Origin of the sequence: Sphingomonas hengshuiensis, from assembly GCF_000935025.1 — a bacterium.
Taxonomy (GTDB): Bacteria; Pseudomonadota; Alphaproteobacteria; order Sphingomonadales; family Sphingomonadaceae; genus Sphingomonas; species Sphingomonas hengshuiensis.
This window is the reverse complement of the sequence record NZ_CP010836.1, coordinates 3,276,714-3,301,114: the sequence shown is the minus strand read 5'-3', so window position 1 is coordinate 3,301,114 and position 24,401 is coordinate 3,276,714. Positions and strand designations below refer to the sequence as shown.

Below are 24,401 nucleotides of genomic sequence, written 5' to 3'. Positions count from 1 at the left end.
GACCATGACCATCGAAGCGCCGCTGGCGCCGCATCCCGACCGGTTGCTCCCCGCCGATCCCGAGACCCGTGCGATCGCGCGCGACCTTTATCGCTCGGTCAAGGACCTGCCGATCATCAGCCCGCACGGGCACACCGATCCGTCGTGGTTCGCCGAGAACCAGCCGTTTCCGGACCCGGCGACGCTGTTCATCATCCCCGATCACTACATCTTCCGGATGCTGTACAGCCAGGGCGTGCCGCTCGAGGAACTCGGCGTCCCGCGGATCGACGGCGGCTGGACCGAGACCGACACGCGCAAGATCTGGCGCCGCTTTGCCGAGAATTTCCATTTGCTGCGCGGCACGCCCAGCCGGATGTGGCTCGATTATGCGTTCCACGAAATCCTCGGGATCACCGAGCGGCTGTCGCCGACCAATGCCGACCGCATCTACGACCAGATCGATGCGCAGCTGAAGCGCCCCGAATTCCTGCCGCGCGCGTTGTTCGAGCGGTTCGGGATCGAGGCGATCGCGACCACCGAGGACCCGCTCGACGACCTGCGCCACCACAAGGCGGTTCGGGCGAGCGGCTGGAGCGGGCGGGTGATGACGGCGTTCCGCCCCGACAACGTCACCGACCCCGACCATCCGCGCTTCGTCGAGGACCTGCCCATGCTCGGGCGGATCACCGGCGAGGATGTCGGGACGTGGCAAGGCTATCTCGCCGCGCTGCGCCAGCGCCGGCGCTATTTCATCGAGCAGGGCGGCGCGACCTCGACCGATCACGGCCACCCGACCGCGCATACTGAGAATCTGCCGCAGGAAGAGGCGGCGGCGCTCTATGCCCGCGTCGCCGCCGGACAGGCGAGCGGCAGCGACGCCGAGCGCTTCCGTGGCCAGATGCTCACCGAAATGGCCCGGATGAGCGTCGACGACGGGCTGGTGATGCAGATCCATCCGGGCGCGCTGCGCAGCCAGAACCCCGCCGTCACCGGGACCTTTGGCGAGGCCAAGGGCGACGACTGGCCGTCGCCGACCGAATATGTCCGCGCGCTCAAGCCGCTGCTCAATGCGTTCGGCAACCGGCGCGACCTGACGATCATCCTCTTCACGCTCGACGAAAGCACCTATGCCCGCGAAATCGCGCCGCTCGCCGGCCATTATCCCGCGCTGCGGATCGGGCCGGCATGGTGGTTCCACGACAGCCCCGAGGGGATGATGCGGTTCCGCGAGCAGGTGACCGAGACCGGCGGCTTCTACAACACCGTCGGGTTCAACGACGACACGCGGGCGTTTTTCTCGATTCCCGCGCGGCACGATCTGAGCCGCCGCGTCGATTGCGCCTATCTCGGCCGGCTGGTCGCCGAACACCGCCTCGAGCGCGACGAGGCGTTCGCGGTGGCGAAGGACCTGGCGTATAACCTGGTCAAGGCGGCGTATCGGCTGTGAGAGTATCTCCCTCTCCCGATGGGAGAGGGAAGGGGCCCGCGCGCGTAGCGCGTGGGAAGGGTGAGGGTGACACATCGTCCACGCACCCTCACCCTTCCGCCGACTTCGTCGGCTCCCTCCCTCTCCCATCGGGAGAGGGAGCTTAAGCCTCCACCTCGGCCGGCTTCCCGTTCACCCGGACATTCTCCAGCTTCAGTCCCGGCACACCCTTGGCGATCAGCTTCGTCCGTGTCGAGTCGGTCAGCGTCACGTCGATGTCGCGCAGCGTGAAGTTGGAGATCGCGGTCGTCGCATTGCCGCTGATAGTGCCGAAGCCGCGCGTCGTGCCCTTCACGTCCTCGATCACCACGTCGCGGATGATCGCGCCCGGCGGCTTGGCCGGGACCTTGGTGCCGTGGGTGAGGCGGGCGTTGACGATCAGGCCGATTGCGGGATCGTCGGCGCTGAAATTGGGTCGGTTATAGCCGTAGAACACCTCGCCGCGGTGCCAGAAGCTGACCGGCTGGGGCGCTTCTGCGAGGCGCACGCCGCGGACGTGCAGCCGCTCATAGACCTGGCCCGGCGTGTCGGGGCGGATTTTGAAGCGGATCGTCGGGATGTCCCCGACATTGGTGATCCGCTCGACGCGGATGTCGCGCATCACGGTGCCGTTGCTGCCGAAGGTGACGCAGCCCAGGCCATATTCGAAGATACAGTCGTGGATATGGATGCGCTCGACCGGCGGCGCGTCGGCATAGCCCGCTGCGGCGGGGCCCTGCGTCCCTTTCAGCGCGATGCAATCATCGTCGACCGAGAAGCGGCAGCGGCGCACGGTGATGTCCTGGCAGCTGTCGAGGTCGATCGCGTCGCTGCTCGGCGCGCGGATGTCGTGCGGCACTTCATATGCGCAATCCTCGATGATCGAGCGCCGGCAGCGATACATATGGAGGTTCCAGAACGCGGCATCCTTGAACGTGACGCCGCTGATCAGCACGTCGTCGCAATCCTGGATGAAGGCGATCTGGGGGAAGGGGTAATAGACCTTGGTCGTGCCGACATGTTCTTCGGGCATGGTGAAGAACTTCCGCCAGAACGGATCGCCATTGCCGTCGAGCGTACCCTCACCGGTGATGCGCAGCCCGTGATTGCCGGTGGCGTTGATCATCGCCATGCGCAGTGCCTCGGGATAGACCTCGACGAAGCGGCGCAGCACCAGCGGGTAATCCGCGAGATTGGCCGAGCCCTTGAGCACCGCGCCCTTGCTCAATTCGAGCCCGACACCGGGCTTGAGCACGATCGATCCGGTGACGAACACCCCGCGCGGCACCACGATCACGCCGCCGCCCGCCGCCGCGCAGGCATCGATCGTCTTCTGGATCGCGACGGTGTTCACGCTGGCTCCGTCCGCGACCGCGCCGTGGCGCCGGATGTCGACACGCCGCCTCGGCGCCGCGAGCGCGGGGAGGGCGGGCAGCGCGCAGAGCAGCGCGCTCGAGGCTAACTGCAACGCTTCGCGGCGTGTCGGATCCATGGCGCATTCTCTCCTGTCCCGGCTTGATATCGCCGGCAAATTTGTATGTTGTCTTACAGGTTAATCTGTCTTACAGGTTTGTCTACCGACAAGTTGAGCAAAACAACGAGGGGGAGGATTTTCGATGATTTCGCGTAAGGATTCTGTGCGTGCAACCGTGTCGGCCACGGCGCTGGCGATCGGACTCGCAGTCTCGTTTCCGGCGCTTGCGCAGACCGGCACGCCTTCCGATCCGGCTGTCCCCGCCGAACCCGCCCAGGACGCGCAGGAAGAAATCATCGTCACCGGATTTCGCGCGTCGCTGAGCGATGCGCTGGCGATCAAGCGCCGCGAAGTCGGCGTCGTCGACACGATCACTGCCGAGGATGTCGGCAAGTTCCCCGATTCGAACCTGGCCGAATCGATGCAGCGCCTGCCCGGCGTCGCGATCACCCGCGGCGATGGCGGCGAAGGCAAGACGATCTCGGTCCGCGGCCTTGGTGCGCAGTTCACCCGCGTCCGGCTGAACGGGATGGAAGGCGCCAGCTCGGCGGGCTCGTCGGACATCCGCTCGGGCTATGTCTCGTCGCGCTCGTTCGACTTCAGCACCTTCGCCTCGGAATTGTTCAGCTCGCTGACGGTGCGCAAGACGATGTCGGCGGATATCGAGGAGGGCTCGCTCGGCGCGACGGTCGACCTCCAGACGCCGCGGCCGCTGGCCTCCGCGCAGGATTTCACCCTCGCGGCGAGCGCGCAGGGGACCTATGACGATTTGCGCCGCAAGTTCAGCCCGCGCGTCACCGGGCTGATCTCGAAGAAGTTCCTCGACGACAGCTTCGGCATCGCCGCCTCCGCCGCCTGGACCAAGCGCTACACCCGCGAGGAAGGCTGGTCCGCGGTCGACGTGATCAGCGGGCGGCTCAACCGCTTCTGCTCGCCCGCCGGCTATACGCCGCAAAGCCCGGGCAACAGCGCGCTCAATGGGAGCAACGCCGCCAACTGCTCCACCGGCAACCCGCGCCTGCCCAATTCGGCGACCAACGCCGCCAATTACGAGCTGGTCGACAATGCCGGCACCTTCATCCCGCGCAGCCCGCGCCTCGTCCGTTCGGACCAGGATTATTCGCGGTTCGGTGCCACGCTGACGCTGGAAGCGCGACCGGACGACGTTACCCATTTCGCGCTGGACGGCCTGTTCTCGCGCTATGACGTCACCCGGAGCGACCAGACGATCACCGCGCTGTCCTTCTCGCGCAATGCCGGCCAGCATGGCAGCGCCGAAACCTCGGTGCTGGAGGCGCAGCGCGATGCGAACGGCACGCTGCTTTATGGCCGCTTCAACGGCGTCGATATCACCAACGACCTGACCTACAGCAAATATACGACGACGTTCAGCCAGGTGAACCTGTCGGGATCGCGCGATTTCGGGGGCTTTGTCCTCGACGGCTTTATCGGCATGTCGCGCACCATCTATGACAAGCCGGTGCGCACCCAGATCGCGACATTCGCGAACAATGTGAACAATTTCTCGTTCGATTTCCGCGGCGACCGCCGCTTCCCGGCGATCAACTGGGGGATCGATGTCGACAACCCGGCCAATTTCGGGTTCGGGCCGCCGTCCGCGGACGGCACGGTCAACGGCACGCTGGCGATGCAGCGCAGCCGCGACGAATCGAACAACTTCACGGGAGAGCTCAACGGCGCGCTCGACCTGATCGAGGGCATCAAGCTGCGCGTCGGCGGATCGTATCGCGAGGCCGAATATCAGCGCTGGAGCCGCGACCGCGTGACGCAGAACCTCGCGCCCAGCCTCCCCGCCGGCACGACGATCGCGCAATTGACCACGCCGATCGGCGATTTCGGGCGCACGCTGCCGGTCGATACCATCTCGAGCTGGGCCGCGCCCGACTATGCCAAGTTCAACTCGGTGTTCAATTTCGAGAACCAGACCGGCGCCTATGCCCTCAACGATCCGCAGCAGGGATCGCTGAAGGAGCGGGTGAAGGGCGGCTATGGCATGCTCGACTTTACCGGCGACCTGCTCGTGCCGATGCGCGGCAATATCGGCGTGCGCTACGTCCATACCACGCAGGAAGGGTTCGGCTCGATCAACGGCGTGCCGACCACGCTGGTCCGCACCTATGAAGACTGGCTGCCCTCCGCGACGCTGACCTTCGACCTGAGCGACAAGCTGATCTTCCGCCTTGCCGCGGCGAAGGTGATGACCCGGCCCGAGCTGGGCGACCTGATCCCGGGCAATGTCACGATCGCGCAGAACACGCGCACCGTGTCGGCGGGCAATTTCCTGCTCGACCCGATCCGCGCCAAGACCGCCGATGTCAGCCTGGAATATTATTTCGGGCGGACCGGGATCATCGCGATCGGCGGCTTTTACAAGGACATCGACAGCTTCATCCAGACCAAGCAGGTGAACGTCCCGTTCGGCCAGACCGGGCTGCCGCTGTCGCTGCTCGCGGGGTCGGGGAACACTGCCGATACCGAATTCACCTTTTCGACCAAGAACAACACCCCGGGCGGCGTGCTGAAGGGCGTCGAAGTCAACATCCAGTCGGGGTTCGAATTCCTGCCCGGCTTCCTGTCGAATCTCGGCGCGCTGGCCAACTTCACCTATGCCGATTCGGACATCTCGTACTGCAACGACTCCGCGTGCCTGACGCCGATCCAGGCGACGTTGGTCAACCTGTCCAAATATACCGCCAACGGCACGCTCTATTACGAAGACAGCAAGTTCAGCATCCGGGGCAGTGCGTCGTGGCGCGACAAGTTCCTGCTGCGCGTGCCGTCGGGCCGCGCGGGCAGCGACGTGCAGGGGAATATCGCGGCGGTCTTCGTCGACGCCACGGCTTCGTACCAGATCACGCCCAGCGTCCAGCTGCGTCTCGAGGCACAGAACCTCACCAACCAGGAGCTTGGCTTCTACGTCGATTCGAACCGCGAGGACTCGCTGTACAGCACCTATAGCGGGCGGAAATTCTCGGCCGGCGTCGCGGTCCGTTTCTAGATCGTGACGACGACACCTAAACCCGTTCGTGCCGAGCCTGTCGAAGCGCGGTGCGTCTCACTGCCCTTCGACAAGCTCAGGGCGAACGGTAGGGGGTGGGGAACGCGACGTCATCAGGACTCTAGATCGAACGTGTGAGTGGCGAAGCCTGGCCCCTCGATCGGGCCGGGCTTTGTTGATTTCAGAGGAGCGCGGGATGGATCATCGTGTCGCACGTCGCGGTTTCCTGAGCGGCGCAACCGGGGCTGCGGTGGCGTTGCCGTTCGGGGCGTCGGCACTGCCGCAGGAACACGGGGCACCGCAGACGAGTGGGGGACCCGCGCTCCTCGCCTATCAGGAGCGCACGCGCGCCGATCGCATGCGCTGGTGGCACGAAGCGCGGTTCGGGATGTTCATCCATTGGGGGCTGTACAGCGTCCTGGGTCGCCAGGAATGGGTGCTGGAATCTGAGGGCATACCCATTCCCGACTATGAGCGGCTCGCGCGCCACTTCCAGCCCAGGCCCGGCTGCGCGCGCGAATGGGCCCGCCTCGCGAAACGTGCCGGCCAGAAATACATGGTGCTCACGGCCAAGCATCACGAGGGCTTCTGCCTGTGGGACAGCAAGCTCACCGATTACAATGCGGCGAAGCAGGGCCCGCGCCGCGACCTGGTTCGCGAGTTCGTCGAGGCGGCGCGCGCCGAGGGGCTGCGGGTCGGGCTCTATTACTCGCTGATGGATTGGCACCACCCCGATGGCGAGACCTGCGCGACCGATCCCGCCGCGCGCGAACGCTTCGTGGCGTATACCCATGGGTTGCTCCGCGAATTGCTGACAAACTACGGGACGATCGACATCCTCTGGTACGACGTGACCCTGCCGCTCAGCCCCGAGCAATGGCGCGCGGATGCGATGAATGCGATGGTGTTCGATCTCCAGCCGCAGATCGTCGTCAACAATCGCAACGGGCTTCCCGGCGATTTCTCGACGCCGGAGCACAAGGTGGCGGCGGACAAGCGGGCGTGGGAGACGTGCGAGACGATGAACCTCGGCTGGGGCTATCAGCGCGCCGACGACGAATGGAAAAGCACGAAGCGGATCGTCAACGACCTGACGCTGTGCGTCCAGCAGGGCGGCAATTACCTGCTCAACATCGGCCCCGATGCGGCGGGCGACGTGCCGGCGGAATCGGTGCGCGTGCTTGGCGAAGTCGGCGCCTGGCTGAAGACCAACGGCGCCGCGATCTATGGCGCGCGGGGACGCGCCGCCGATGCGTTCGGCAACTACACCAATTTCACCGCCGCGGGGAACACGCTCTACGTCCACGTCTATTTCTGGCCGTCGCGGACCCCCGACGCAGTGGCGCGTGCGTTCCCGGGACGCGAGACGGTGGTGGCGGTGGGCGGCGTGCGCGCAAAGGCGCTGTCGGCGCGGTTGCTCAAGACGGGCGAGGCGGTGCGCTTCACCCAGGACGCCGTGTCGCTGCGCCTGACCGGGCTGCCCGAGGCGGCACCCGATTCGCCGACCACGGTGATCGCCGTCGAGTGCGACGGGCCGGCGTTCGTCGATCACCATCTGATCCGCCCGGAGTGGAAGCGCTACGGCGTCGGCACCGTCGACTAGCCGCGCGGCAGCCGCGTCGCGCGCAGCCCGGCGGGGCCATGGGTCACGCGCACCCGATCACCCCGGCGCAGCGTGACGTCGAGCGCCGCGTCGCGCGACCGGATGCGGAGATCGCCGTCGGTGCCGGCGGTCAGCACCGCTTCAGCGAGCGCGCCGCCTGACCAGTTGAGGTCGACGCCGACATTGCCGCGCGCGCGCAGCCCGGTGACGCGACCGCTCGGCCAGAGCCGCGGCAGCGCGGGCAGCAGGTGGAGCATGTCCGAATGGCTCTGCACCAGCATCTGCCCGATCCCCGCCGCACCGCCGAGATTGCCGTCGATCTGGAAGGGCGGGTGTGCGTCGAACATGTTGGGATAGGTGCGGCCCGGCTGGAGCAGCATCTTGAGCACCTTGTACGCACGCTCGCGTTGATCGAGCCGCGCCCACAGGTTGATCCGCCAGGCGAGGCCCCAGCCGGTCGCGTCGTCGCCGCGGATTTCGAGCGAGCGCTGCGCCGCCTTTGCCAGCGCCGGGGTGCGCTGGAGCGAGATCTGGTCGCCGGGATATAGCGCGTAGAGATGGCTGACGTGGCGGTGGTTGATCTCGGGCGCCTCCATGTCCCAATCCTCGAACCATTCCTGCAACTGGCCCGCCTTGCCGACTCGGTCGGGGGGGAGCTTTGCCCGCGCGGCGGCGATTTCGGCGCGCAGTCCGGAATCCTTGCCGAGCAGCGTCGACGCAGCGATCGTGCGGGCGAACAGGTCGCGCAGCAATTGGCTGTCCATCGCGGGCCCGGCGCAGATCGACACGCCGGGATGGTGCGCATTTTCGGGCGAGTTGGATGGGTTCATCACCAGTTCGCCGGTGCGCGGATGCGGCGTCAGCGCGTCGAGGTAGAAAAGGCAGGACGACGCCATCAGCGGATAGAGCCGCGCGAGGAAGGCCGGGTCGCGCGCATAGTCCCAATGGTCCCACAGCGTGCTCAGCAGCCACGCGCCGCCCATCGGCCACATGCCGTAGAGCGCCGAGGAATTGACCGTCGCCTGCCGGAACAGGTCGGTATTGTGATACGCCACCCAGCCGCGGGCGCCCCAGTCGTTGCGCGCGCTGCGCTGGCCGGTGATTGCGAGATCCTCGGTCATGCGCAGCAGGGGTTCGACCAGCTCGCCAAGATTCGCGCTGTCGGCGAGCCAGTAATTCATCTCGGCATTGATGTTGAGCGTCCATTTGGACTCCCAGGGCGGCGCGGTCCGCTCGTTCCATATGCCTTGCAGGTTCGCGGGCTGGGCGCCCGGGCGCGAGCAGCTGATCAGCAGATAGCGGCCATATTGGTAGTAGAGCGCGGCGAGCGCGGGGTCGTCGAGATCGGCGGAGCGCGCGATGCGCTGGTCGGTCGGCAGGTCGGCGGCGGGGCTGCGGCCCAGGTCGATCGACACGCGACGGAACAGCCGCCGGTGCTCGGCCTGGTGCGCGGCGAGCAGATCGGGCCAGCTCTTGGCGCTTGCGGCAGCGATGTCAGCGCGCGCGATCGCCGAAGGATCGCCGCCGATATCGTCGAACCGGCGAAAGCTGGTCGCGGTGGCGACGAGCAGCACGACGTCGTCGGCATCCTCGATGCGGATGCCGTCGCGCCCGACGGTCTGGCGCCCCCCGATGCGGCGGACATGGACGCGCGTCTCGAAGCGTATTCCGCCGGGCACGCCATGCTGCCCCGGCCCGATGCCGCGCAGGACGAGGGTGTCGTTGCCCTCGACGCCGATCTCGGCATCCTGCGGGGTCGACAGCGCCAGGGTGACGTTGACCGCACCGCTCGGCGCGTCGCTGCTCAGCCGCAGCGCGATCACGCGATCGGTGGCGGACGCGAATGCCTCACGAAGATGGGTGACGGTGCGGATCTTGAACCGCGTGGTCGCGATCGCCCCGTCGAGGTCGAGCGATCGCCGATAATTCTGGGCATTCTCGATGCCGGGGAACAGCAGCAGCAGGTCGCCGATCGGCTGGTACGACATCTGGCGCGGGGGGCGCGCGACCAGCGTCTCGTCGGCGAGCGCCTGCGCCTCCTGATACTGCCCCGCCCACACCAGTTCGCGCACGCGCGGCAGGCCGGCGCCCGCCCTGGGGTTGGTGCCGTCATAGGGGGAGCCGGCGAAGAAACTGTCCTCGTTGAGCTGGATGCGTTCACTGGCGATGCCGCCGAACACCATCGCGCCCAGCCGGCCATTGCCGAGCGGCAGCGCCTGCACCCATTCGCTGGCGGGGGCTTCATACCATAAGAGGTTCGAGTCCGCGGCGGCGGGGGCTGCGCGGACGGGCAGGGCGGTGGCGAGCGCGACGCCGGTGCCGGCCTTGATCGCGGCGCGGCGCGAGAGGAGCGGGTTCATCGACGTACCAGCGTGAACAGCATTGCGGTCAGCGGCGGAATCACCACCGTCCGTGCCGGGCGCTCCGAGCGGGTTGTCAGCGTCGTCGCGTCGCGCGCGGTTGCCGAGGGGCCGGTCAGCACCGTCCGCTTCGCCTCCGGCAGGCCGGGCAGTTGTACCGTCACTGCCGCGTCGCGCTTGTTGATCACGGCGATCCGGGTGCGCCCGCCCTGGCGCAGGGCGTAATAGCCCAGATACGGGTCGGCGGGAGTCGCGCCGGTATCGAGGAAAGTCGCGCCGTCGAGCGCCTGCGCGAACTGGGTGCCGAAATAGAGCGGGCGCCGCGTGAAGCCGCTCGAGGGCGCGCCCACGATCGGCGCATAAATGCCGTTGCCGCCGCCGTGCCAGTTGACGCCGATCCAGCCGCGCTGCGCGAACCGCAGCATCGTGTCGGCGCCCCAGATCGCCGCGGCATGGACGTCGGAGACGCCGCTCTTGCCGCCGTCCCAGCAGCTATTCCCCTCCGCCATGCGATAGGGCAGGCGGGCGGTGCGCACCGCTGCCTGCACGGTCTCGACCCCCGCCAGCGGGAGCGTCGTCGTCTTGGGATCGGGCGCCATCAGCTGGTCGAGCGTCGCGTCGGGCGAGCCGGCGGGGCCCATCGCGTAATAATGGCCGGTGAGCATGAGGAGATCGGGATAAAGGTGCGCGACGCCCGCGAACGCAGTCAGATAGTCGAGCTTGTTCGAAATATCGGGCCCGGCGAATTTCACTCCCGGCGCGGCTGCGGCGATTGCGGCGTGGAAGCGATCCCACTCCGCCAGAAAGTCGCGCGGCCCCCATTCGGCGGGGCGGAAGCGATTGCGGAAGGCGTCGGGCTCGTTGCCGATCTGGAGCGCGAGCAGGCGCGGGCCGAGGATGCGCTGGACGTCCGCCGCCTCGCGCGCCGCCTGTTCGGGGGTCGCATGCGCGAGGTTGAGCCCGTAGAGGCAGTTCCAGCCGGTCGCATCGAGGAAACCGCGCAGCGTGCGCAGCGCCGCGGTCGAGACGAACATGCCCTCCTTGATCGTCTTGTTGTGCTCGGGACCGAAAATCTCGAACGGCGGCGGGCGGGTGGTGTCGCCGATATAGGCGGTATGCTCGCCCGACGATCCGCCGAGGCGCAGATTGCCGGCAGTCGACAGCCCGCGGACCAGCCCGACCAGCGCCGTGTTGGCGGGCGAGAAATAGCCGGGGTTCGAGAGCTGGGCGCGTTCGAACGACAGGCCGACGAAGTCGCGCGGGATCGTGGCGCCGGTGCGGTTCGGGTCGAACCGGAGCTGCACCACCTCACCCGTCGCGCGGGCGAAACTCGGGAGCGCGGCAAGCGCTCCGGTCGCCATCATCATCCGGCAAAGTTCACGACGGCGCATGCTTCTTCCTCTCCGATCGTCCTTGAAAGACGTATGATCATCGTATGAATGCTTGACTGGATTGGCAACGGGATTAATCGGTGACGAGGCAGCGCGGCGCCTTGGCGCAAGGCCCAATAAGACGCTGCGAGGGGAGGAGACGCTGAAGCTTCCGACACGTCGATCGCCGCTGGGGGCGCTGCTCTGCACGCTGGCGCTGGGCTGGGCGGGGGTCGCGTCGGCGCAGCTCGACGGCAATTCCGACGAGGCGCGGGTGGGCGCCTACACGCTTCCCGCCGCGCTGGTCGCGCAGGATGGGCGGGCGGTCACCGATGCGCGCGGGTGGCGCAAGCGGCGGGCGGAACTGCTGCATCTGTTCGAACAGTCGATCTACGGCGTGGCGCCCGCGCCGCTTCGGCAGCAACGTTATGTGATCGACGAACAGGGCGCCGCGCTCGACGGGCTGGCGGTGCGGCGGCAGGTGACGATCCTGCTCGACGGTCGCCGCGACGGGCCGCAGATGCGCGTGCTGCTCTATCTGCCCGCGCACGCCACGGGCCGGGTGCCGGTGTTCGTCGGCCCCAATTTCCACGGCAACCAGGCGGTCGCCGCCGATCCGGCGATCGCCATCACCCCAAGCTGGGTCACGCCCGCGACCGGCATCCGCAAGGGCAGCGCCACCGCGCAATCGCGCGGCATCGACGCGGCGGAATGGCCGATCGAGGCGATCCTCAAGGCCGGCTATGGCGTCGCGACTTATTGCACCGGCGACCTGTATCCCGACGACGAGAACAAGCGCGGCGACAGCATTCAGCCCGGTTTCGGCACCAACGCCTCCGACCCCGCGCATTGGGGCGCGATCTCGGTGTGGGCATGGGGGCTGAGCCGGGCCTATGACTATCTGGCGACCGATCGCGGCGTCGACGCGCGGCGCGTGATCGTGTTCGGCCATTCGCGCTATGGCAAGGCGGCGCTGTGGGCCGGGGCGCGCGACGAACGCTTCGCGATGGTGATCGCGAATGATTCGGGTGAGGGCGGCGCATCGCTGTATCGCCGCGATTTCGGCGAGACGATCCGCGTGATGAACAATTACTGGTTCGCGCCGCGGTTCAAGACCTATGCGATGCGCGAGGACGCACTGCCGGTCGACGCGCATGAACTGATCGCGCTGGTCGCGCCGCGCCCGGTCTATATCGCCAGCGCGAGCGAGGACTGGTGGAGCGATCCCCGGGGCGAGTTCCTCGCTGCCAAGGGCGCCGACTCGGTCTATCGCCTGCTCGGCGCGGGCGGGCTCGACAGCGTCGAGATGCCGGCGCCGGATACCCCGGTCCGCTCGCGGATCGGCTATCACCTCCGCACCGGGCTGCATGCGCTGACGGCGTCCGACTGGGGGAATTTCATCGCGTTCGCCGACCATTGGCTCGGGCCCGACGCGCTCGGCAACAGGAGAAAATGATGCTGCACCGGATGCTGGCGACGGCGCTGCTGTTCCTGCTCGCTTTGGGCACGCCCGCTGCCCTTGCGCAGGGTCGCACCGAGACGGTGCTTGCCGAGGGCTGGCGCTTCCATCTGGGCGAGACCGGGGGCGATGCCACTGCCGCCGGGTTCGACGATGCGGGCTGGGAGCGCGTCGCGGTGCCGCACACCTGGAACAAGGTCGGCAATTACGGCGTCACCCGCCGCGCCGACGCGAACACGACCCGCGGGATTGGCTGGTATCGGCTGCGCTTCACGCTTCCGGCGATCGCTAGGGGCAAGCGGGTCCACCTGCAATTCGATGCGGCGAGCATCGTCGCCGATGTCTGGGTCAATGGCCGCAAGCTCGGGCGCCACGAAGGCGCGTTCAGCCGCTTCCGTGTCGATGCGACCGACGCAGTGCGCCCGGGCAACAACATCCTGACCGTGAAGGTCGATAATTCGAAGCCCGAGCCGGGCAGCGCGACCGAGTTCGTCGTGCCGATCTCGGGCGACTTCTTCATGTATGGCGGGCTGTATCGCCCGGTGTCGCTGATCGTGACCGGGCAGGCGCATATCGATATGCTCGATCATGGCGGCCCCGGAATCTATGGTCGCGTGACCAGCCTCGACGACGCCGCCGCCACGGTCGCGGTGCGGACGCGGCTGCGCAATTCGGGCCTGGCGGGGCGCGTCACTTTGCGCACGCGCATCGCGGACGGCGCGGGGCGGGAGGTCGCGCGCAGCGAACAGCGGTTGGACCTCGCCGCGGGCGCGATCACCGAGCGCGAAACGGCGCTGACGATCGCCAGGCCGCGGCGCTGGAACGGGCTCGACGATCCCTATCTCTATCGCACCAGTGTCGAGCTGGTCGATCGCGCCGGCACGCTGCTCGACCGCGTCGAACAGCCGCTCGGGCTGCGCACGGTCGCGGTCGACGCCGACAAGGGGTTCCTTCTCAACGGTCGCCCGATGCGGCTGAACGGCGTCAACCGGCATCAGGACCGGCAGGACAAGGGCTGGGCGCTGACCCAGGCCGATTACGAACAGGACATGGCGCTGATCGAGGAACTCGGCGCCAATTCGATCCGGCTGGCGCATTATAACCACGCCACGCCCTTCTTCGACCTCGCCGACCGCAACGGCATGGTGCTGTGGGCCGAGCTCGGGCTGGTCAACCTCGCCTCGATCCCGGGCCAGGCCGATACGCCGCCCGCGATGAAGGCCAATGCCGAAGCGCAGATGGTCGAGCTGATCCGCCAGAACTATAACCACCCCTCGGTGGGCGTGTGGTCGATCGGCAATGAAATCACCAACTGGGCATCGAAGGGGCTGACTCCGTCGAACGCGCGCCCGTTGATGCAGGCGCTGGACGCGGTCGCCAAGCGCGAGGACCCGACCCGCCCGACGACGATCGCCGCGTGCTGCGAAGTGCTCCCCGGCGAGAAGGACGACGGGCGCGATCGTACCGCCGGGACCGCGGATACGGTCGCCTATAATCTCTATTATGGCTGGTACACGTCGGGCCGCGTCGCCGATGCCGCGCGGCTGGGCCCGGTGATGCAGGGCTATCACCGCGAGAATCCGACGCTGCCGGTGGGGGTCGGCGAATATGGGGCCGGCGGCGCGATCACCCAGCACACCGACAATGTCGATGGCGGCAAGATCGAGAGCATCTATCGCCCCCAGGCCGAGGAAATCCAGGCGGGGGTCCATGAATTGTCGTGGAAGGAACTCAAGCCGCTCGATTTCCTGTGGGGCAGCTGGGTCTGGCAGATGTTCGACGCGACCAGCGACCTGCGCGAGGAAGGCGACAGTAGCGACATCAATACCAAGGGGCTGGTGACCTTCGACCGCAGTGTCCGGAAGGACGCCTTCTGGTTCTACAAGGCGGCGTGGAGCAAGGCGCCGGTGCTGTATCTGACCGGGCGCCGCTATGTCGATCGCGCCTATCCGGTGATCGACGTGCGCGCCTATTCGAACTTCGCTGCGGCGGAACTGACCGTCAACGGGCGGTCGCTGGGGAGCGCGGCGTGCGCCGACTATGTCTGCGTGTGGCCGCGTGTGCGGTTGGCACCGGGCGAGAACGCGATCGTGGCGACCTCGGGCGGCCAGAGCGACCGGATTATTTTGCGCTATAGCGGACCCGAACGCGCGATCCATGTCCGCACCGGCACGCTGGAGGGCGTCACGCTGGCCGATGGCACGCGCTATGGCTCGGACAATTTCTTCGACGGCGGCCTCGGCTTCACGCTCAATCCGTACCAGCGCGAGCTTTATGCGGCCAATCAGGCGCGCAAGCCGGCGAAGGTGGCCGCGGGTGCCCGCGAGCCGCGGCTTTACGCGAGCTGGCGGGCGGGCAAGGCGTTCCGCTACGCACTGCCGCTGCCCGATGGCCGCTACCGGGTGACGCTCCATCTGTTCGATCCGGTCGAGACCGCGCCGGGCAAGCGCGTCTTCACCGTCACGCCGAGCGGCGGCGCGCCGGTTCGCATCGATCCGGTCGCACGCGCGGGGGCGGGTCTGACGGCGGTGACCGTGGCACTGCCGGCAGCCGCCAGGGACGGCGTGCTGACGCTCGACTTTGCGGGGGTGACGGGCGAGGCGCTGGTGTCGGCGATCGACGTGGTGGCCGAATAGGGCCGGCGATCAGCGCCCTTCGTGATCGGTCAGGCGGAAGATGCGGTCCATCGGATGCCAGCTGCCCTCCGGCCCCGCCGCCGGGATCGGCTGCTGCATTCGCCGCATCTTCGCGACCCACGCCACCACCGCCGGATTGGCGGCATCGGCCTGTGCCTTGGCCTCCGGCGAATAGCGCTCGTTCGCGTCGATGATCATGAACAGCCGGGTGCCCGCGCGGTAAATCTCCATATTGTCGATTCCCGCGTCGCGGATCGATTGCGTCACCGCGGGGTCGGTGTTGCCGACGCGGTGCCAACGCTCATATTCGGCGATCAGCGCGGCATCGTCGACCAGGTCGAGCGCGAGGCAGATGCGGGTCATGCGTTGGTCCAGCCGCCGTCGATGACATTGATCGTGCCGGTCGTGTACGACGACACGTCGCTGGCGAGGTATAGCGCCAGCTCGGCGATTTCGATGGCCGATCCGATCCGGCCCATCGGCTGGCGCGCGACGAATTCGGAGCGCGCCTTGTCGGCATCGCCGGTCGCCGCGAGCCGATCGTCGAGCGACGGCGACTGGACGGTGCCGGGGCAGATCGCGTTGCAGCGGATGCCGTTGCCGACATAATCCTGCGCCACCGACTTGGTGAGGCCGATCACCGCCGCCTTCGACGCGCCATAGACGAAGCGGTTCTGCACCGCGATTACCGATCCGGCGACCGACGACATGTTGACGATCGACCCGCCGCCGCGCGCGATCATCCCGGGCAGGAAGGCGCGGATCATCCGATAGGCCGACTTGACGTTGAGATCGAACGAGAAGTCGAAATCCTTCTCGTCGGTGGTCAGGATCGTGCCGGCATGGACGAAGCCCGCGCAGTTGAACAGGATGTCGACTGCGCCGACTTTCTCGCCGAATGCTGCGATCGCAGCGCCGTCGAGCAGGTCGAGCACATGCGTTTCGCAGCCCTCGAGCGTAGCAAGCCCGTCGGCGTTGATGTCGGCGGCGATGACGCGCGCACCCTCGCGCGCGAACAATTCGGCGCTGGCCCGGCCAATGCCCTGGGCGGCGGCGGTGATGACGGCGGTCTTGCCTGCAAGGCGCATCGTGTCTTTCCTCAATCGGTAGTCGAACGGGCTATCGGCGCAGATCAGCCGCGATCTCAGATCGCGCCACAGCGCCGGGAAAGCGACGCGGCTCCAGCTGACTGACTCGCCTGCTAAAGCTTGTCATACGTCATACGTCAATGGTCAAGACGCCGGGGCGCCGATCGATCAGCGGCGCGGCTGGCGCGCGGCGCGGCGGCGGGCCCAGGAGGATTCGATATGGTCGCGCATCGCCCGGCATGCGCGATCGGGGTCGCCCTCGACGATCGCGCTGCAGATCGCCTCGTGCGCGGCATGGGTCTCGCGGACATGCTCGACGTTCAGCTTGCCGCTATAGCCATGGTTGCGCAGCGCCTCGGCCTGCACGCCGTCGATCACGGCCTTGCTCAATTTGTCGCCCGACATCCGCATGATGATGTCGTGAAACGCGATGTCCTCGTGCACATAGGCGGCGGGGTGGGGGATCAGCTTTTGCAGCTTCGCCGTCTGGCTGGTGAGTTCGGCGATCGTCTCGGGCGTGCGCCGCTCGGCGGCCTTGGCGGCCATCGCGCCTTCGAGCAGCGAGCGGATCTCCGAGAGATTGTCGAGATAGGCGAGCCCGTCCTCGCGCTTGAACAAGGCGGCGAGGATCATGGGGTCGAGCATCCCCCAGGCGCTGGCATCGCGGACGATCGTGCCGCGGCCCTGTTGCGATACGACAAGGCCCTTTTCGGTCAGCGCCATCGTCGCTTCGCGGATCACCGTGCGGCTGACGCCGTACATCTCGCCCAGCATCCCCTCCGGCGGCAAGGCGGTGCCGGCCGGATAGGTCTCGGTGACGATGGCGTTCACCAGATCCTCGACCACCGCCTCCGCCAGGCGCGGGCGGCGGCGGATGCGCATCGGCTCGGCGGCGGGAGTGTCGGTCATTGCAACTGGTCTCGTTCAGGAGGGTGTTCGGCTGAAGGCCACGTTGAGCGCTAACGCAAGGCTTCGTCAACGCCTTGCCAAGGCGAAAGATAATACATAATACCTATTATGCGTCGTAGCATCACGGTCGCAGGGGAGGGCGTGAATGAAAGTCACCGGCTATCGCAGCCTGGTCACCTCGCACGATTGGGGGCGCCCCGTTGGCGATGCGAACGGCGTCGTCGCGTCGGGCATCACCGAAGTCCCCATCCTGATCCTCGAAACCGATTCGGGGATCGAGGGCATTGGCCTGGGCCAGCATGCCGATATCGCCCGCGTGTTCTCGGCGGTCGAGGGACAGGATCCGCGCGCGGCGCCGATGCTCTATGACAGCATGCTTTCGCATGTGTTCAAGAGCGGGCATGCCGGGCTCACCTATGGCGCGATCGCCGCGATCGACATGGCGCTGTGGGACCTCAAGGCGAAAATGGCGGAGGAGCCGCTGTGGCGGACGCTGGGCGCCGCCGATCGCTTCGTGCGCGGCTATGCCTCCGGGCTGTGCTTCGGGCTGGAGGACGCGGCGTTCGACGCATTGTACCGGCGCTGGGCAGAGCGCGGCTTCACCTCGGCGAAGATCAAGGGCGGCAAGGATGTGGCGCGCGACATCCGCCGCTTGAAGCGCGTGCGCGACATATTGCACGGCAATACCCAGGCGCCGGCGCTGATGCTCGACGTCAACGAAAGCTGGAACCGCAAACAGGCGATCCGGCATCTGGCCGAGATCGAAGCCGCCGGTATCGACCTGACCTGGATCGAGGAGCCGGTGCGGCGCTGGGACGCCGCCGGGCTCGCCGCGATCAGCCGCGCCGCGCGCTGCGCCGTGGCCACCGGCGAGAATCTGACCGGGCTCGAGCAATTCGCGCCGCTGCTGGATGCGGGCGCGGTCGACGTGGTGCAGACCGGCAGCGTGTGGGGGATCACCCATTTCCAGCGCGTCGCGATCGCCGCGCATGTCCGCGACCTGCCGGTGTCGCCGGTCGGCTATGATTGCAACCCGATCGCGCATGCCGCAGCGGCGGTGCCGAACATGATCGGGATCGAAGTGCAGGACATGGCATGGCCGGTCGGGCTGAGCGTCGACCAGGACATCGCCGATGGCGGCATCGTGCTCGGCGACTCCCCCGGGCTGGGCATCCTTGTCGACGAGGCGCGGATCGCGCGCGAACGGAGGGAAGGCAATTGGGCGTCGAGCGGCGGCCCGCACCGCCGCCCGCGCGAGGCGGGGCTGCGCCTCGTCCCCGAAGACGGGGACGGGCATTGAGCGCGGCGATGCCGGCGCCGGCCTATGTCGCTGGTCGGCAGCGGACGCGGCTGCAGGTCTCGCTGATGGTCAATTTCTTCCTGCTCATGGCGCTGTACAGCGGCGTGCTGGGCGTGCTGCTGCCCAACCAGATCGCCGAACTCGATCCCGGCAACAAGGCGAACAACCTGGCGCTGTTGTTCGCGATCACGTCGGTCTTCTCGACGCTCGCCACGCCGATCGCCGGCGCGCTGTCGGATCGGACGCGCAGCCGATGGGGGCGGCGCACGCCGTGGATCGCGATCGGATCGCTCCTTGGGTCGCTCGCGCTGTTCGGCGTCTCGCTGATGACCAGTTTCTGGTCGCTGATCGTGCTGTGGGTGATGGCGGCGGTCGCCTATAATTCGATGCAGCCGGCGATGACCACGCTCATCGCCGATCGCTTCGCGCCCGAAGCGCGCGGCGGGATATCGGGGATCGTCGGCGCGGGAATGACCGCCGGGCTGACCGCGGGCACCGTCGTCGCGGGGTATCTGGCGGGTGATGCGATGCTCGCCTATGGCCTGTTCGCCGCCGCCATCGCGGTGTCGTGCCTTGCCTTTATCGGGCTAAATCGCGAGCCATCGAGTGCCGCGATGCCGCGGCGTCCGATCGCCTGGGGCGAGTTCGTGCGCGGTTTCTGGATCAGCCCGCGCGACCATCCCGACTTCGCCTGGGCGTTTCTCAGCCGGTTCACCATCTATATGGGGTATCAGGCGGTTGCGGCGTATCTGCTCTATATCCTGCGCGACTATATCCGGCTGAGCGACGGCGCGTCGAACATCGCGATTGCCAACATGGCGATCGTGACGTTGGTCTGCCTCGTCGCATCGTCGCTCCTCTCGGGCTGGTGGTCGGATCGCATCCAGCGGCGCAAGCCGTTCGTCGTCGCCGGCAGCCTGATCATGGGCTGCGCGATGGTCGCGCCGCTCGCGCTGCCGTCGATGGCGGGGATGTGGATCTACGCCGCGGTGATCGGCATCGGCTATGGCATGTTCATGTCGATCGACATCGCGCTGATGACGCAGGTGCTGCCGCAGAGCGCGCTGGGCGACGAGGGGCGCGACCTCGGGGTGCTGACCACGGCAGTCAACATCCCCCAGATCCTCAGCCCGGTGATGGCCGCTGCGCTGCTCGGCGCGAGCGGGGGCGATTATCGGGTGATCTTCATCGCGGCGATCGTCTTCGTATTCGGCTCGGCGCTATGCGTGCTGCCGATCCGGGGTGTGCGCTAGACGTAATACGTATGATCATCATTTGACATCGCGAGCCGGTTATGGTGGACAGGAGAAAATAATAACCGGAGGGATACCATGGCGTTCTCGGCTAATCGCATTCGCGTCCCGTTGCTTGGGGCTACCGCATTAGGCGCATTGCTCTGGAGCGGGCTGGCAGCCGCTCAGGCAGTCGATCCTGCCCCGCCCGCCGAAACCCAGATCGCCGAGCCCGAAGACGAAGCCGAGATCATCGTCACCGGCATCCGCGCCGCCGAACGCGCCGCCATCGACATCAAGCGCAATGCCGTCGGCGTCGTGGACTCGATCGTCGCGGAGGACCTGGGCAAGCTTCCCGACGGCAATGTCGCCGAATCGCTCCAGCGCGTCCCCGGCGTCACGATCGAGCGCAACCGCGGCGAGGGGCGGTTCATCACCGTCCGCGGCTTCGGCCCCAAGTTCAACGCAGTCACGGTGAACGGTCGCACGCTCGCCACCGACAATAACGGGCGCGAATTCTCGTTTGACGTGCTGCCGTCCGAAATCATCTCGGGCGCCGACGTGTACAAATCGCCACAGGCCAATATCAACGGCGCATCGATCGGCGCCACCGTCGACGTCCGCACGCTGCGCCCGCTCGACCAGAAAGCCGGGTTCAAGCTGGCGGGCTCGGCATCGGGCATGTGGTCCGAACTCGCCGACACCTGGAATCCCGAATTCTCCGCAGTCGGCAGCTGGCGCAACGCGGCGGGCACCTTTGGCGTCGCGGTGTCGGGGGTCTATTCGAAGCAGGAGAACCGGATCGACGAATTCACGATCGGCGCCGGGCATGTCCGCCGGTCGAGCACCGATTCCTATTATACTCTGGGCGGCGTCGCGGGCGGCCGCATCGGGCCGGGCGTGGCACCCTTCTCGCGCGTCTCGATGCCGTCGAACCTGTCGCCCTTCTTCTTCGAGCGCGAACTGACGCGCTGGGGCGCGAATGTGTCGGTCCAGATGCGCCCCAGCGACAAGTTCACCGTCACGATCGACGGGCTCTATTCAAAGGCGCGCTTCGTCGAGCAGCAGACGGGCCTTGCCTATGATTTCGCCGGCGGCATCCTCGCCGAGCAGGTCGTCCAGAATGGCGAGGCGGTCTATCAGCGCTATGTCGGCGGCTTTGTCGACCAGATCATCCAATATGATGATCGCGACGTCGCGACCGACCAGCTGGGCATCAACGTCGACTGGCGTCCCACCGACACGCTGCGGCTCCGGCTCGACGGCTCGGTGTCCGACGCGCGCCGTCGCGGCAAGGAGAACAACCTGTTCACGACGATCCGGCGCAAGAATGTCGACCTGTCCTTCGACCGGCGCAGCGGCAGCCCGATCTATGACTACAGCTTTACCAGCCCCAATTACGCCAATGCCGCGACCAACCCGCAGGGACTGACCGCGCATTACTATATCTGGGGCGGCGGTTCGGACATCGACGACGAGATCGAGGAATATCGCGGCGATTTCGAATGGAAGCCCGGCGGCGGCGCGTTCACGCTCAACGCCGGTGTCCTGGCGCAGAGCCGGATCAAGACGATCACCGCCGACGAGACTCCGTTCGGCGAGCAATGCGCCTATTGCGATTCGAACCGGGTCCTGCCGGCGTCCTTATTCCAGCCGACCGATCGTAATTTCTTCTCCGGCGGCGGCGGCAATATCCTCCGCGACTGGCTGATCTACGATCCGCGCGCGCTGGTGCAGACGATCGACCAGTTTGCGGCACAGGACGGCAAGGCGTTCAATCCCGCGGTCTTCTCGCCCTCGGCATCGTCGGTGGTGAACGAGAAGGTCAAGGTCGGCTATGCGATGGGGACGCTCGACACGCAGATCGGCGGCATGCCGCTCGCAGTCAATATCGGCGTGCGGTATGAGAATACCGACTATACCTCATCGGGCGCGTCGCGCACCGTCACCAGCGCGCGGCCCAATGGCGCCGGGCAGAACATCATCGTCGTGTCGCCGGTGGTCCCGGTCAGCTTCCGCGGCAAATATGACGACTGGCTACCCTCGCTCAACGCGCGGCTGTCGCTGACCGACCGCTTGTTGCTGCGCGTCGCCGCGTCGAAAGTGATCACGCGCCCGACGCTGTCGGACCTCTCGCCGCGCCAGACGATCCAGACCAATCCGGGCAACGAGACGATCCGCCGCGGCAATCCCGATCTCCAGCCGTTCCGCGCGAAGCAAGTCGAACTGGGCGCCGAATGGTATTTCGCGCCCGATTCGCTGCTGAACGGCGCGGTATTCTACAAGGACATCGAATCCTTCGTGACGCTCGTGACGACGGCGCAGCTGGTCGACCAGGTGAGCTTCCAGGTCACCGTGCCGGGCAATGGCAAGGGCGCGACGGTGAAGGGCTTCGAGCTGGGCTATCGCCAGTCGCTCGCATCGTGGCTGCCCGCGCCGTTCGACGGATTCGGCGTGCAGACCAGCTTCAACTACACCGACTCGAACGCGAACTACACGAACACCGTCGCCAATGTGTCGTTCGGGCTCGAGGGACTGTCGAAAACATCCTACAGCCTTGTCGGCTTTTACGAGAAATACGGGATCTCGGCGCGCGCAGCCTATACCTATCGCGACAATTTCCTCCAGGTCGCGTCGGGGCGCAACGGCGAACCCGAATATTTCGACGCCTATGGCCAGCTCGACGTCAGCCTCTCCTATGACGTGGGCAAGCATTTCACGGTGTTCGCCGACGCGGTGAATCTGAACAATGCCAAGGAGTTCATCTACTCGGTCAGCGCCGATCGGACCAAGGAGTATCGCCAGACCGGGCGGCGCGTCTCCGCGGGCGTTCGCGTTCGCTTCTGAACCTGCGCGAGAGCGCGCTTCAGTCGCCCCAGCGGGTTACCTTGCCCAGGGCGACGGCGCGGCTGTCGCGGCTGTCGAGTACCGCCTCGGGCGGCATTGGCGACGCGATCCCGTCGACGATGCCGCCGTCGACGTTGCGTAGCGCGACCACGGGGCGTGCATCGGCGGCGGCGGTGCGCAGGCTGACGTTGCGGATCGTGAGCCGGCGGGCGTGGCGGGCATAGAAGCCGGCGGCGGGCAGCGTGCCGAGATAGCTGACCTCGAGGCTGGTCTCGCGGCGATATTCGGGATCGCGCGCCGCATCCTCGCGCGTGCCGCCGCCCTGCGCCGCAATGTCGATGTCACGGAAGATGACATCCTCGACTGGGGCATCGGCGATGCCCTCGACCCCGCACGGAAAGCGCGGGTGTGCGCCCGACACCGTCACGTCCTGAAAGCGCACCCCGCGGATTCGCCCGACCGGGGTGCCGCGCGGCGCTCGCATTCGCGCGGCATGGTGGACGAAGAGCGGGTGGTTGACGGGATCGCGCAGGAGTATTCCCGATACCGACACGTCTTCCAGCGTTCCGCCATCGACGATCCCCATCAATATCCCGCGGCTGTTGGTGCAGATGCAGTCGCTGATCCGGATGTTGCGGAACCCGCCATTGGTCTCCGTCCCCAGCTTGATCCGACCCAGCGGGCCGAGCTTGTCGGGGGAAAGATAGTCCGACGGACGGTAGCTGCCGTCGAGCAGCGAGCCCATCGCATAGCCGCTGGTCTTGCAGCCCGAGATCAGCACGTCCTCGCACAGCATTGCGCGGCCCAGCGCATAGCTGCTCTTCAGCACGATCGCGTCGTCCTTGGGCGCGTTGACGGTGCAATTGACGATGCGCACGTCGCGGCACGCATCGATATCGATCCCGTCGCGATCGGTGTCGATCACCAGCCCCTCGATCTGCAGGTTCGAACAGCCATGCGCGATCACGCCGAAATGCCCCGCCTGCAGGATCGTGAAGCCCTGGAGGCGGAAATTGCGGCATCGCATCAGCCCGATCGTCTTGTTGGCGCGGCCGATCGGCGCGCGCTCCTTCTCGTCGCGCAGCGCCAGCGCGCGCGGCGTGATGCCGAGCGCGGCGGCGGATTGCCACCCCGCCCGGCCATGCCAGCGATCCCCCGGCCCCTCGCGGTCCAGCCCCAGGCCGTGCAGCATGCCGGGCCCCAGGATTGCGACGTTTGACACGCCATCGCCGGAGATCAGGCTGTTGTGGACATGGGTGATCCCGAAATCCTGGAACTGCTCCTCGAGATAGTTTTCCGGCGGATCATAGTGCGCGCCATGCGTGTCGGGATCGGCGGCGACGATCGTCGCCCCGGCGGACAGCACCAGCGCTATATTGTCGCGCAGCCGCAGCGTGAAGCACAGATACCGCCCCGCCGGCACGACGACCGTGCCGCCGCCGCGCTTCGCCGCAGCTTCGATCGCGCGATTGATCGCGGGGCTGTCGATCGCTACGCCGTCGCCGCGCGCACCGTGGCGGCGGACATCCTCGAACACGCCCGCGGCGACGGCGTGCGCCTGGTCGACCAGTCCCGCGGCGAGCAGGATGGCGCCTGTTCCGAGCAGGGCAGAGCGACGATCGATCAAGGGGGCAGCCGGCACGATCACTCTCCTGGC

General features: G+C 67.0%; 15 protein-coding genes. 8 read left to right on the top strand and 7 right to left on the bottom strand.

Going from position 1 to position 24,401, the window contains the following annotated elements; genetic code table 11:
* The first annotated feature begins 4 nt into the window (after positions 1-4).
* Positions 5-1,429, top strand: a complete 1,425-nt coding sequence (uxaC, locus tag TS85_RS14590) for a glucuronate isomerase (RefSeq protein WP_044333141.1) — start codon at positions 5-7, stop codon at positions 1,427-1,429.
* Positions 1,430-1,571: 142 nt separating this feature from the next.
* Here the strand turns inward: uxaC and TS85_RS24200 are convergent, their stop codons facing one another.
* Positions 1,572-2,939, bottom strand: a complete 1,368-nt coding sequence (locus tag TS85_RS24200; protein WP_052507940.1) for a glycoside hydrolase family 28 protein — start codon at positions 2,937-2,939, stop codon at positions 1,572-1,574.
* A 124-nt stretch (positions 2,940-3,063) separates the two neighbouring features.
* Here TS85_RS24200 and TS85_RS14580 point away from each other — a divergent pair, with 124 nt between their 5' ends.
* Together TS85_RS14580 and TS85_RS14575 are read left to right on the top strand one after the other, a co-directional pair.
* Positions 3,064-5,940: a TonB-dependent receptor gene (locus TS85_RS14580; protein WP_044333139.1), complete on the top strand. Its 2,877-nt coding sequence runs from the start codon at positions 3,064-3,066 to the stop codon at positions 5,938-5,940.
* A gap of 196 nt (positions 5,941-6,136) precedes the next feature.
* The gene (locus TS85_RS14575; protein WP_044333138.1) at positions 6,137-7,543 is read left to right on the top strand and encodes an alpha-L-fucosidase; all 1,407 of its coding nucleotides are present in this window, start codon (positions 6,137-6,139) and stop codon (positions 7,541-7,543) included.
* Here TS85_RS14575 and TS85_RS14570 read toward each other — a convergent pair.
* Both TS85_RS14570 and TS85_RS14565 read right to left on the bottom strand, forming a co-directional pair.
* Positions 7,540-9,903, bottom strand: a complete 2,364-nt coding sequence (locus TS85_RS14570) for a glycoside hydrolase family 95 protein (protein WP_044333136.1) — start codon at positions 9,901-9,903, stop codon at positions 7,540-7,542. The genes TS85_RS14575 and TS85_RS14570 overlap by 4 nt on opposite strands.
* A complete protein-coding gene (locus TS85_RS14565; protein WP_155006429.1) occupies positions 9,900-11,294 on the bottom strand; it encodes a hypothetical protein in 1,395 nt (464 codons plus the stop codon). Before TS85_RS14565 ends, TS85_RS14570 begins: the two co-directional genes overlap by 4 nt.
* Positions 11,295-11,355: 61 nt before the next feature.
* On the opposite strand from TS85_RS14565, the gene TS85_RS14560 reads away from it, so the two are divergent.
* Positions 11,356-12,729, top strand: a complete 1,374-nt coding sequence (locus TS85_RS14560) for an alpha/beta hydrolase family protein (RefSeq protein ID WP_052507937.1) — start codon at positions 11,356-11,358, stop codon at positions 12,727-12,729.
* Positions 12,726-15,368: a glycoside hydrolase family 2 TIM barrel-domain containing protein gene (locus TS85_RS14555; RefSeq protein WP_044333134.1), complete on the top strand. Its 2,643-nt coding sequence runs from the start codon at positions 12,726-12,728 to the stop codon at positions 15,366-15,368. The genes TS85_RS14560 and TS85_RS14555 overlap by 4 nt, the downstream gene beginning before the upstream one ends.
* Positions 15,369-15,377: 9 nt before the next feature.
* Here the strand turns inward: TS85_RS14555 and TS85_RS14550 are convergent, their stop codons facing one another.
* From TS85_RS14550 to TS85_RS14540, 3 genes are all read right to left on the bottom strand, one after another.
* Positions 15,378-15,731: an L-rhamnose mutarotase gene (locus tag TS85_RS14550; protein WP_044333132.1), complete on the bottom strand. Its 354-nt coding sequence runs from the start codon at positions 15,729-15,731 to the stop codon at positions 15,378-15,380.
* Complete coding sequence (locus TS85_RS14545; RefSeq protein WP_044333131.1) at positions 15,728-16,456, bottom strand: SDR family oxidoreductase; 729 nt, start codon at positions 16,454-16,456, stop codon at positions 15,728-15,730. Before TS85_RS14545 ends, TS85_RS14550 begins: the two co-directional genes overlap by 4 nt.
* Positions 16,457-16,624: 168 nt before the next feature.
* Positions 16,625-17,365, bottom strand: coding sequence for a FadR/GntR family transcriptional regulator (locus tag TS85_RS14540; protein ID WP_044333129.1), 741 nt, complete (start codon positions 17,363-17,365; stop codon positions 16,625-16,627).
* Between the two features lie 145 nt (positions 17,366-17,510).
* Between TS85_RS14540 and TS85_RS14535 the strand changes: the two genes are divergently transcribed.
* The 3 genes from TS85_RS14535 (at position 17,511) to TS85_RS14525 (ending at position 22,744) form a co-directional block, all read left to right on the top strand.
* The gene (locus TS85_RS14535) at positions 17,511-18,665 is read left to right on the top strand and encodes a mandelate racemase/muconate lactonizing enzyme family protein (RefSeq protein ID WP_044333127.1); all 1,155 of its coding nucleotides are present in this window, start codon (positions 17,511-17,513) and stop codon (positions 18,663-18,665) included.
* Entirely contained in the window at positions 18,662-19,918 is a 1,257-nt protein-coding gene (locus TS85_RS14530) for an MFS transporter (protein WP_227698503.1), read from the top strand. The genes TS85_RS14535 and TS85_RS14530 overlap by 4 nt, the downstream gene beginning before the upstream one ends.
* Before the next feature lie 78 nt (positions 19,919-19,996).
* Positions 19,997-22,744, top strand: coding sequence for a TonB-dependent receptor (locus tag TS85_RS14525; protein WP_044333125.1), 2,748 nt, complete (start codon positions 19,997-19,999; stop codon positions 22,742-22,744).
* Between the two features lie 19 nt (positions 22,745-22,763).
* Here TS85_RS14525 and TS85_RS14520 read toward each other — a convergent pair whose 3' ends face one another.
* Positions 22,764-24,386 carry a rhamnogalacturonidase gene (locus tag TS85_RS14520; RefSeq protein WP_052508125.1) on the bottom strand — a complete coding sequence of 541 codons (1,623 nt, stop codon included), beginning with the start codon at positions 24,384-24,386 and terminating at the stop codon, positions 22,764-22,766.
* Between the last annotated feature and the right edge of the window lie 15 nt (positions 24,387-24,401).